The sequence below is a fragment of the Oleiphilus sp. HI0132 genome, from assembly GCF_001635845.1.
Genome location: NZ_LWGJ01000771.1, coordinates 1 through 10,004, shown reverse-complemented (window position 1 = coordinate 10,004; position 10,004 = coordinate 1). Strand labels below are relative to the sequence as shown.

Sequence of the window (10,004 nt, the reverse complement as noted above, 5' to 3'; positions counted from 1 at the left end):
AATAGGCAGAAACACTTCGTTCATCAGTTGAATAGCCTCGACACCCCTGCCTAAATATCGGTCACATAAAATGATGACTAAGCTGGCAAAGCTTTCGAAGAAGTGATGCTGATTCTGGTTCAGGATACTTTTACCCTCATTTGCCAGCCGAAAAGCAGAACTCAAGTTTCCGCTGCACATCAGGGCATAGGCCTCCAGTACCTTTACAAAGCCGAGGATCTCTTGAGGCGCCTCTGCAAGGTTCTTGGCATATTGCGGATCGGGAGCCAGAACTTCCGAGTCACTTTGAAAGAGTTTGAGTAGATAATGAAAGAACTGGTAATGAGCTTTTAGCGTGCCGGAGCCCGCAGTATAGCCGAGCTTAAGTCTCTCGAGGAAATATCCGGCTTGATTGAAGCGTCGGGTAAATGATAAAGCATAAAGTTGATTGATCAGTAATTCAGGGTGCTGTGTAAAGTCTTCACTTGATAAGTTACTTAGGCTGTCTGTGACTCGTTCAAGCTCTCCTTGTTTTATCCAGCCCGCGCAAGCATCTTCTAGAATCTTGAAGTAGAAGCTTTGCTCGGAAGATTGTCTAGCGTGATAGATCGCGCTGTCGAGATCCTTATGCTCAAGGAAGTATTTGGCGACAAGGAAGTGTAAGTGCTTGATATGTTCGGGGCCTTCTTCAATTTCCAGGCGTTTTAGTAAGAAGTCCTGTAGCAACGGGTGGTAACGATACCACCCAGCATTATTAGGCTCTGGCGAAAGAAACAGCTCTTGCATAGTGATTTCTTCAAGACTGGCCGCCGAGTAGTCGATATTCAGTACATTTTCACAAAGATCCTGATTGAAAGATTTGCAAATAGCTGTCGATAGTACAAAGCGTTTAGCGCTAGGAGTGAGCTTATTAAGGACTTCGTGACCAAAATAATTCAGTAATTCGGGCTGACTACCGCTAAAGCTATCTAGTGCAGATTCGCCAACTTTGTCGTAGGCAAGTAGTGCTAGTTTTGTACCGACGAACCAGCCTTCTGTTTGGTCGAGCAAGGTATTGACTCTATTGGGCTGTAGGCTGGAACCGCCAATGGTTTGATTTAATGCGAGCAGGTTTGTTTCATCTAGTTTTAAATCATTGCCATCTATCAACAATACAGATTCTTGCAGCTTTAGTTTTGCAATCGAAAATTGGGGGTGTCGTCTAGATGATAAAACAAATGTGACATGCTTCGGTAATTGGCTGATTAAGCGTTCTAGCGTCTTATGAATATGACTGGCTTTTATGTGGTGAAAGTCATCAAAGACAATCGCTAATGGATGATCAATTTGTGTTAGGGCTTCAATGAAAACCTCAATGATTTGCTCGGGCTTTACTTCGGAGTCATCTTTAAAAAGGTTAAAAAATGAAGCATCCCATAGCGGCGCGATATTTTTCAGGGACTCAAATATTAACGCAAATAATGCGTTGCCCTCATTAAGCTTTGGGGAGGTCTGGAATTGCAAGGTCTGACATTCAGTATGAATGGATTTTTGCCGAGTTACCCATTGATCCAGCAAAACACTCTTTCCGGAACCGGGTGGTGCCACCATGAGAACAAGAGGGTAGCCTAGCCCCTTATCCAATAGTGCTATTAGATCATCTCGCTTGATATGAGTATTCATAGTGCCACCGCTCGTCCTGATTCCTTGTTATTGTTCTGACTCTATATGGCATACATGCGTCTACTAATTAAGACTGCATTATGTCCTTTTCGATCTCAATAGCGCTTTTAAATATTGTGAAATACCACTATTCAAAGTGTGAAATAGGCCATGTTTTATGACTTTTGCTGTAATTGTCGGTAATTTATCTATTAACGTTTGAACTCAGGCTGAAACAGGCTTAAGAGATCGAGTGTACCTTGATTTTTGTATCTCCCCATCCTTTAGGAGGGTGTTAAAGTTTTAACACTATCCTTACCCTGCCGGTTACTTGACAAAAGTTGTCCTCTTTTCCTCAAGCAGGGGTCGAGCGTATCCCCCAATATGCACCTGCTGAGGGAAAGGGTTTTTTGTCAAAGAAAACAAAAATAATGGACGGAGAGACGACACATGATTATTAACTCGGTATGGGTAACCTGGCCGGCCCTGGTCAAATACGGCACACTCGGTGTAGCAGGCGCTGCACTAATAATTGGCTTGGAACGAGGTGAGCTGCTCGAGAACAATATGATCTCGACAGAAGACTTTGAACTAGCAAACGAAGGTATTGTCTGTGATGAGCGAAGCCACACCGCTCGAACAGAAGATGGTACCTGTAATATTCTGGAGAACCCGTCAGAAGGTTCTGTCCATATGCGCTTTGGACGAAACGTCGAGCTTCAAGCCGCCTTTGGTGAAACGGAAGACGGTACCTTGTTGAGCCCTAACCCGCGTGAAGTCAGTAACTCGCTGATGAAGCGTGAGCAATTTAAGCCCGCCACCAGCGTTAACTTTATTGCGGCGTCATGGATTCAATTCATGGTTCACGATTGGGTGAGCCACGGCCCTAATGCGACCGATAACGATATCGAAGTGCCTCTACCATCAGGTGACCCTTTAGGTACGGGTGTTATGTCTGTACAACGTACAACTGCTGATCCGGATCGTAGCGTTGAAGACGATGCTTACTTGCCAGCGACTTACCGTAACCACAATACTCACTGGTGGGATGGCTCACAGCTTTACGGCAGCAACAAAGAAACCAATGATTCTGTTCGTTCATTTGAAGATGGTAAGCTCGCTATTGAAAGTGATGGTACTTTGCCAACAGACTTCTGGAGTGGCGTGCCGGTTACTGGCTTTAGTGACAACTGGTGGCTAGGTCTTAGCATGATGCACCAGCTATTCACCTTGGAGCATAACGCTATTGCTGACAAGCTGAAGGAAAACTATCCAAACGCGACAGATCAGTGGCTATTTGATAAGTCCCGCTTGATCAACTCTGCCTTGATGGCGAAGATTCACACAGTTGAATGGACGCCTGCAATTATCGCCAACCCTGCATTAGAGTTGTCGATGGAAGCAAACTGGTGGGGTATCGCGCGTAATCCTGAAACACGTGATTTGATCCAAAATGTGACGGACGATATCAAAGGTCCTAATTCCTGGCTCATTAACACCATCGCATTATTTGATCCTGAAAAAGCTGAACAGTTAAGCACGCCAGGCGCAATTGACCATATCCTTGGTGGTTTGGTTGGCCAAAGCAAACCAAATAACTATGATGTTCCTTATGTACTGACTGAGGAATTCGTTGCGGTTTATCGTATGCACCCATTACTACGTGATGCGGTAGATATCTACGATATCGGTTCAAATGTTGTTTCTGAGCGTATCAATATTGAAGACACGCGTGATGGCGATGCAGAAGATATTCTCGATAATCAGGGCGGCGATCGTCTATGGTACTCCTTCGGCATTACTCACCCAGGTTCCTTGACGCTAAACAACTATCCTGAGTTTTTGCGTAACCTTTCAATGCCGTTAATTGGCGATATTGACTTGGCAACAATCGATATTATTCGTGACCGTGAGCGTGGTGTACCACGTTACAACGAATTCCGTCGCCAGATTGGTTTGAATCCGATTACCAAGTTTGAGGATTTAACTGAAGACCCTACAACTTTGGCTGAATTGAAGCGTGTTTATAACAATGACATTGAGCAGATCGATGCTTTGGTGGGTCAGCTAGCTGAAACAGTGCGTCCTGATGGCTTTGCCTTTGGTGAGACGGCTTTCCAGGTCTTTATCCTGAATGCTTCTCGTCGTTTGATGACAGACCGTTTCTATACTGAAAGCTATACACCTGAAGTGTACACGCAAGAAGGTATCGACTGGGTAGAAAATAACACCATGGTTGACGTGATTCGTCGTCACTTCCCCGAGCTAGAGTTAAGCTTAACGGGTGTAGATAATGCCTTTAAACCATGGGGTTTGAAGATTCCAGATAACTACAAAGAGTGGTCAGCTTGTGATAAAGAGCAGCTCTTATGGACGAACGGTGCAATGCGTACTGAATATGATGCCGGAGAGCGTCCAGGGTTAACTGATGTCGATATTGGTGGCCTGATTAATACGGTACTTTGGGAAAAAGTAAATCGTAAGGACGATGTCGCGCCACTCGGTTATGAAAAGCCAATCCATGCTCACGCAGCTATGGCGACCACTACTTTTGAACCTGCTTCTGGCCACCCTTATACAGGTGTCTTCAAAGGTGCAGAGTGTGGCTTATTGCGCCTGTCAGTCACGGGTGACCCAAATGACCGTGGCTTTGCTCCAGGCTTAGCATGGAAAGTGTTCGTTGACGGTAGAAACTCACGCAATGTCTCGGCGTTATACACCTTATCAGGCCAAGGTGGTAACCATGATTTCTTTGCAAATGAGTTGTCGCAGTACGTTGACAAGGAAGTGAACGAAACTTTGGGTACCACAGCCTTGTTCTCACTAGTTTCGACTAAGCCAACCACGCTTTCTGTAGAGAAGATGGCGAAGGTTCGCGCAGATGGCACCAAAGAAAGCAGCGTTGTTACGCCGACGCAGGTTTACTTTGTTCCGCGCCCAGAAGTGAAGGGCTTGTTCTCAAGTGCTTCTCATGACTTCCGTGACGACTTGGAAAGCTTACCAGAAGGTACGCCTATCTATGACGTCTACGCAACGAGCGAGAAAATTCGCACTTCTATCTTCCCGTATTTTCATAAGAAGTATGCGAAATCTCGTCGTGATAGTGCTAAGAAAGTTGGTACGATTCGCCTAAGTTCTGAGTTTATCAGCTCGGCCTTTGGTGACGGTGGTGTTTTCTTCAACCACCAGCGTGTAGAGGATCAATAAGTAAGGATTTCAACTTAGCCTAACCCTTGTATTTATCAATCTGTACTTTGGTAAATAACATATTGGCTGTTCTAGAGCAGGCGGATCAGTCAAAATGAAGGGAGTTGTGCCCCGGAGTCTTTCGAGACTTCGGGGCTTTTTTTATACTTCTAGTCTGAGAAGCCCTACTGAAGGAGGGGAGTGCTTGGTTGGTCTGACGCTGTCACCTACCACTTTGCAGTGGCCAGTAATTGAGTTAATGCCTGCAGACCTTTGCCTTTATTGCTGAGTTTCCATGCCATAAAGCATTCATGATTATTTACCTTAGCAAGCTTAAGCTCCTTCAGCTTGCCACTCTCAATGGCTTGGTGAATACGTTTTCGCGGCAAGTGACCAATACCTATACCTGCTAATATGGCTTCGACCTTTTGATCCATGGTTTGTACATAAAAGGTTTTCCCTGCATCTGTGAGCCCGGCGCTGCGCGACACCTCCAGTATTGAGGTGTCATGGGTAACAACGCGTCTTAACTTAGGCAGTATTTCGGTGAGCCTCTGTGTATCTAAGGCGAGTTCAGCAAGTTGATGGGACGTGGCAATAACCGGTATTAGGTCGGTGTCTGTTAGTGGAATTGCGCGGAAGCCTTTTTGTAATGGTACCGGTCCTGGCGCGCCGACAAGGAGTTCTACGCGGTCTTGCTCAAGTGCTTCCCAGCCGCCGTTAAGTACGCACTCAATTAGATCAACTTCTACATTTTCGTGTTCGGCCAGAAAGTCAGACAGCACATCATATAGTACAGGTTGATTCAGCGTGGACTCCATCGCGATTCGTATTTTCGGCTCCCAACCCGTGGCAACTTCTTTTGCTGAATTAGCCAGCTGAGAAGTCGCCATCAGAATCTTTCGCCCTTCTTGCAAAATTAGCTGCCCTGCGGGGGTTAATACCGAGCGTCGACCTTGACGCTGAAACAAAGTGATACCCAATTGTTCTTCGAGCTTCTGAATAGCATAAGAAACGGCCGAGGTGGCTTTGTTCAATTCTTCAGATGCTTTTGCATAGCTTCCTCGTCTATCTATCGCGTCTAAGGTTTCTAAGGCTTCAATAGTGATCGGGTTTCTAATCATTAAGGTTCCATAAAGATTGTTCTAATTATTAGATCATTCTAAACAGATATTGGCACTTATTGGAAGTTCTTCAGCGCGATACACTTATTTCATCAAATCAAAACACAGAGGAAACACGCCATGAAAGCACTATTCAACAAAATCAGCACAACGACTGCGGGCCTAGACACGCTACCTATCCGAATTGGCGCGGGCATCACATTCGCCGCACACGGCAGTCAGAAACTATTTGGCTGGTTTGGTGGCTATGGATTGGATGGAACGGCGGGTTGGATGGAGTCGATTGGATTATCGCCCGGTATCTTGATGGCAGGGCTTGCAGGGAGTGCCGAATTCTTCGCCGGTTTATTGCTGATAGTAGGCTTTTTGGTTCGTCCAGCGGCCTTGGTACTGGCAATCACTATGATTGTGGCGATTGTCACGGCTCACATTGAAAATGGATTTTTTATGGCAACTAACGGTTATGAGTTTGCGCTCGCATTACTGGTTATCAGCGCAACCTTAACGATTAGAGGTGCAGGTAGTTTGAGTATTGATAAGGCACTTTTATCGTACAAGACTGTTTAGCCAACACGTTGATTAATCAGATTCAGATAGTTAAGTGCGACTCAAAACATCGCACTTTGATAATCGTTATTGAGGTACAAGGTCATGGGCTTAATACAAGATGGGAAATGGGTTGATCAGTGGTATGACACGAGCGATAGCGGAGGTGAGTTTCGTCGCCAAGATAGTCGCTTCAGAAGTTGGTTGACCGCCGATGGTCAACCTGGCCCGCAGGGTGAGAAGGGGTTTAAGGCAGAGAAAGGCCGCTACCATTTGTATGTTTCGTTGGCGTGCCCATGGGCTCATCGCACGTTGATTTTTCGCCAGCTGAAGAATCTACAAGATTATATCGATGTGACGGTAGTCGACCCGATAATGTTAGAAAACGGTTGGGAAGTTACCGACCCGCTGTACGGTTTTCAATACGCTTACCAGCTTTACATGCGCGCTGATAGCCAATACGAGGGGCGGGTTACGGTACCGGTTTTATGGGATAAACAGACCCAAACGATTGTCAGTAATGAGTCGTCTGAAATTATTCGCATGTTTAACTCAGCCTTTAATCACCTAACTGGCAATACTGATGACTATTATCCAGAGGGCTTGCGTGAGTCGATTGATATGATTAACGAGCGAATTTATGACTGCATTAATAACGGTGTTTATCGTGCAGGTTTTGCGACGACGCAAGAAGCCTATGAAGACGCTTACCATCAATTATTTGATGCCCTAGATTGGGTAGAAGGCGTACTGTCTAAGCAGCGTTATCTGTGTGGATCAACACTAACCGAAGCTGACTGGCGTCTATTTACGACACTGATTCGATTCGACGCTGTTTATTTTGGACACTTTAAAACCAATAGACAACTGATAGCGAGTTACCCCGCGATGAGTTCTTATGTTCGCGAGCTGTATCAAGTGCCAGGGGTGGCCCAGACAGTGAATTTTGAGCATATCAAAACCCACTATTACGCCAGTCACCTTACGATCAATCCGACGGGGGTCATTCCTTTAGGGCCTGAACAAGATTTCGATTTACCCCATGATCGAGACCAGTTGGAAAAAGCTAACTAACGATCTCAGTCACTATTTTCATCAAAAGTAAGGAGTTGTCATGCTTTATTATCGAGCTGCTGACGAACGAGGTAAGGCCAACTTTTCTTGGTTAAATAGCCAACATAGCTTTTCGTTTGGTCACTATTACGACGCCGATCACATGGGAGTTTCGGTACTGAGAGTCATCAATGATGATGAGGTTTCCCCCGGTGCGGGTTTTGATAATCATGGTCATCGAGATATGGAAATTATTTCTTATATATTGGAGGGGGCTATCGAGCACAGAGATAGCACAGGAAATCACTTTATAGTGCCTGAGGGAGAGGTTCAGCGTATGAGCGCAGGGTCAGGGATTATGCACTCTGAATTTAACGCATCTAAAACCGAAGCATTGAAGTTTTTGCAAATTTGGATCAGTCCAAATGTAAAACTCATTGAACCTAGTTACGAGCAAATGCCCATCTTACAGTCTTCGACACTGACAGCTTTGGTAACGCCAGATGGAAGCAACGGTAGCCTAAGTATTCACCAGGATGTGAGCCTTTTTCGCTTGCAGCTAAACGCCGGAGAACGCTACGAATTGACGGCTCAAGCGCGAGTGGGTTATTTGCATGTAATTGAGGGGGAGGGACTTGGCGTTACATCGACTGACAAGCTTGAATTAAAGCCAGGTGATGGTCTAGGTATTATAAAAGATCAGCTATCTATTACGGCCAAAGATGAAGGCTTGACTGCTCTTTGGTTTGACCTCCCGCCAAGATAATTGCTTGTAATATAACGCGAGAAAACATTCTGATGAATGCAACTGATGACCTAAGCCTATTATTGCTTGACCCGCTATTTTGGGGGCTAGCCGTGGTTGGCGTGTTAATAACGGGAATCTCAAAATCTGGTTTTGCCGGAGGAGCGGGTGTTATCGCGGTACCATTACTATCGTTCGTGATGCCCGTGCCGGTTGCCGCTATTTTAATGTTGCCGCTTCTCATTGTGATGGACGCAAAGACGATGCACTATTATTGGCGCAGCGTGAACTGGCAAGAAATAAAAGTGATCGGCCCCGCGGCACTGGTCGGCATCATCGCGGGTGGCTATTTATTGGGTGGATTGTCCAGTAGCTTGTTACAGTCTTTGCTTGGTTTATTTTGCATTGCATTCGCGCTGTGGAAACAGTTGAGCCCCGTTTTGGCTCACCTGCCCTATGCAGGTCTTTTTTGGGCGACCTTGTCTGGTTTAACCAGCACATTGCTACACGCAGGTGGTCCACCGATTAATATTTATTTGGCCACGATACGATTACCCAAGCGCACGTGGTTGGCAAGCGCTGCCATGTTTTTTGCGATGATGAATCTGGTTAAAATCGTTCCGTATGCCTTAGCCGCCCAGTCACAGAGTGGTTTTTCTGTGTCGTCGTTGTTGATTATCGACATAATTTTGTTACCGGCTTGCTTACTTGGTTCGAGCTTAGGACATCGCTTGCATACAAAAATGAGTGAAGCCCATTTCATGTCTGCGTGTAAGGGTTTGTTATTTCTGTCAGGGCTTGGCTTACTCATTAGTGTGGCGCTCTAAAGCCTTTTGGTTCTAGTGTTTTAAAGATAAGGCATGGCTCTACATAAGCATTTTCCCTATAATCTCCCCCTTCTTTGCACCGCCTGACTATTAAGCACTATGAGCAACAGACCTGATACAGACAACTACCTCGAACTTTTCCTGAATGATATTCCGCTAATGGATGTTCGAGCACCGGTTGAGTTCGATAAAGGTGCCTTTCCAAATACCCTCAACGCACCCTTAATGGATGATGAAGAACGGCGTTTGATTGGTATTCGTTATAAAGAATCAGGCCAGGATAGTGCCATTGAACTAGGACACGAGCTGGTATGTGGCGAAAATAAAGCCCAAAAGCTTGAGGCCTGGTTGGCTTTTGCTAAACAGAACCCCCAGGGCTATTTGTATTGCTTTCGGGGTGGTTTGCGATCAAGAACCACACAAGGCTGGATTAAAGACGTAGGTGTGGATTACCCCTTGATAAAAGGCGGCTACAAAGCCATGCGTCGTTTTCTGATTGACGAAATGGAAACGCAAATCAGCGAGCTAGACTTCACCGTTATTAGTGGCCGAACGGGCACCGGTAAAACACGCGTTTTGAAGCAGTTCAATAATTACGTCGATCTAGAAGGCTTGGCTCATCATCGTGGTTCTAGCTTTGGTCGAATGTTGACCCCTCAACCTAGCCAAATAGATTTTGAAAACAAACTATCCATCGCCCTATTAAAAGCGCGCCATCAAAATAGCGGCACGGTATTTCTGGAAGACGAAAGTCGTTTGATTGGCCGTTGTGCTTTGCCTTTGACTTTGAAAGACCGCATGTCTGCTTGCCCTTTAATTGTCTTAGAAACGCCTTTGGAAGAACGAATCGATGTAGTGCTTCAAGACTATGTGATTGATATGACCGAAGCCTACTTAAGCCGG

The 10,004-nt window shown here is 45.6% G+C and carries 8 protein-coding genes; 6 read left to right on the top strand and 2 right to left on the bottom strand.

Annotation, left to right across the window (positions count from 1 at the left end; translation table 11 throughout):
* A partial coding sequence (locus A3766_RS09110) for a hypothetical protein (RefSeq protein WP_156508809.1) occupies positions 1 to 1,641 on the bottom strand: 1,641 nt, incomplete at its 3' end.
* Positions 1,642 to 2,070: 429 nt separating this feature from the next.
* On the opposite strand from A3766_RS09110, the gene A3766_RS09105 reads away from it, so the two are divergent.
* The gene (locus A3766_RS09105; protein WP_068642110.1) at positions 2,071 to 4,827 is read left to right on the top strand and encodes a peroxidase family protein; all 2,757 of its coding nucleotides are present in this window, start codon (positions 2,071 to 2,073) and stop codon (positions 4,825 to 4,827) included.
* Between the two features lie 206 nt (positions 4,828 to 5,033).
* On the opposite strand, the gene A3766_RS09100 is transcribed toward A3766_RS09105, so the two are convergent.
* Complete coding sequence (locus A3766_RS09100; protein ID WP_068513573.1) at positions 5,034 to 5,930, bottom strand: LysR family transcriptional regulator; 897 nt, start codon at positions 5,928 to 5,930, stop codon at positions 5,034 to 5,036.
* Positions 5,931 to 6,050: 120 nt separating this feature from the next.
* Between A3766_RS09100 and A3766_RS09095 the strand changes: the two genes are divergently transcribed.
* From A3766_RS09095 to mnmH, 5 genes are all read left to right on the top strand, one after another.
* The gene (locus A3766_RS09095) at positions 6,051 to 6,497 is read left to right on the top strand and encodes a DoxX family protein (protein WP_068509720.1); all 447 of its coding nucleotides are present in this window, start codon (positions 6,051 to 6,053) and stop codon (positions 6,495 to 6,497) included.
* Between the two features lie 84 nt (positions 6,498 to 6,581).
* The gene (locus A3766_RS09090; protein WP_068513575.1) at positions 6,582 to 7,550 is read left to right on the top strand and encodes a glutathione S-transferase family protein; all 969 of its coding nucleotides are present in this window, start codon (positions 6,582 to 6,584) and stop codon (positions 7,548 to 7,550) included.
* A gap of 40 nt (positions 7,551 to 7,590) precedes the next feature.
* On the top strand, positions 7,591 to 8,295 hold the full coding sequence (locus tag A3766_RS09085) for a pirin-like bicupin family protein (protein WP_068513578.1): 705 nt from the start codon (positions 7,591 to 7,593) through the stop codon (positions 8,293 to 8,295).
* Positions 8,296 to 8,327: 32 nt separating this feature from the next.
* Positions 8,328 to 9,101, top strand: coding sequence for a sulfite exporter TauE/SafE family protein (locus tag A3766_RS09080; RefSeq protein WP_068553335.1), 774 nt, complete (start codon positions 8,328 to 8,330; stop codon positions 9,099 to 9,101).
* 99 nt (positions 9,102 to 9,200) lie between these two features.
* Positions 9,201 to 10,004 (top strand): tRNA 2-selenouridine(34) synthase MnmH (gene mnmH / locus A3766_RS09075; protein ID WP_068642108.1); only part of this gene is annotated, 804 nt, incomplete at its 3' end.

Coding starts and splice junctions, on each gene's coding strand:
- A3766_RS09105 (WP_068642110.1), top strand. CDS start 2,071: ATGATTATTAACTCGGTATGGGTAACCTGGCCGGCCCTGGTCAAATAC.
- A3766_RS09100 (WP_068513573.1), bottom strand. CDS start 5,930: ATGATTAGAAACCCGATCACTATTGAAGCCTTAGAAACCTTAGACGCG.
- A3766_RS09095 (WP_068509720.1), top strand. CDS start 6,051: ATGAAAGCACTATTCAACAAAATCAGCACAACGACTGCGGGCCTAGAC.
- A3766_RS09090 (WP_068513575.1), top strand. CDS start 6,582: ATGGGCTTAATACAAGATGGGAAATGGGTTGATCAGTGGTATGACACG.
- A3766_RS09085 (WP_068513578.1), top strand. CDS start 7,591: ATGCTTTATTATCGAGCTGCTGACGAACGAGGTAAGGCCAACTTTTCT.
- A3766_RS09080 (WP_068553335.1), top strand. CDS start 8,328: ATGAATGCAACTGATGACCTAAGCCTATTATTGCTTGACCCGCTATTT.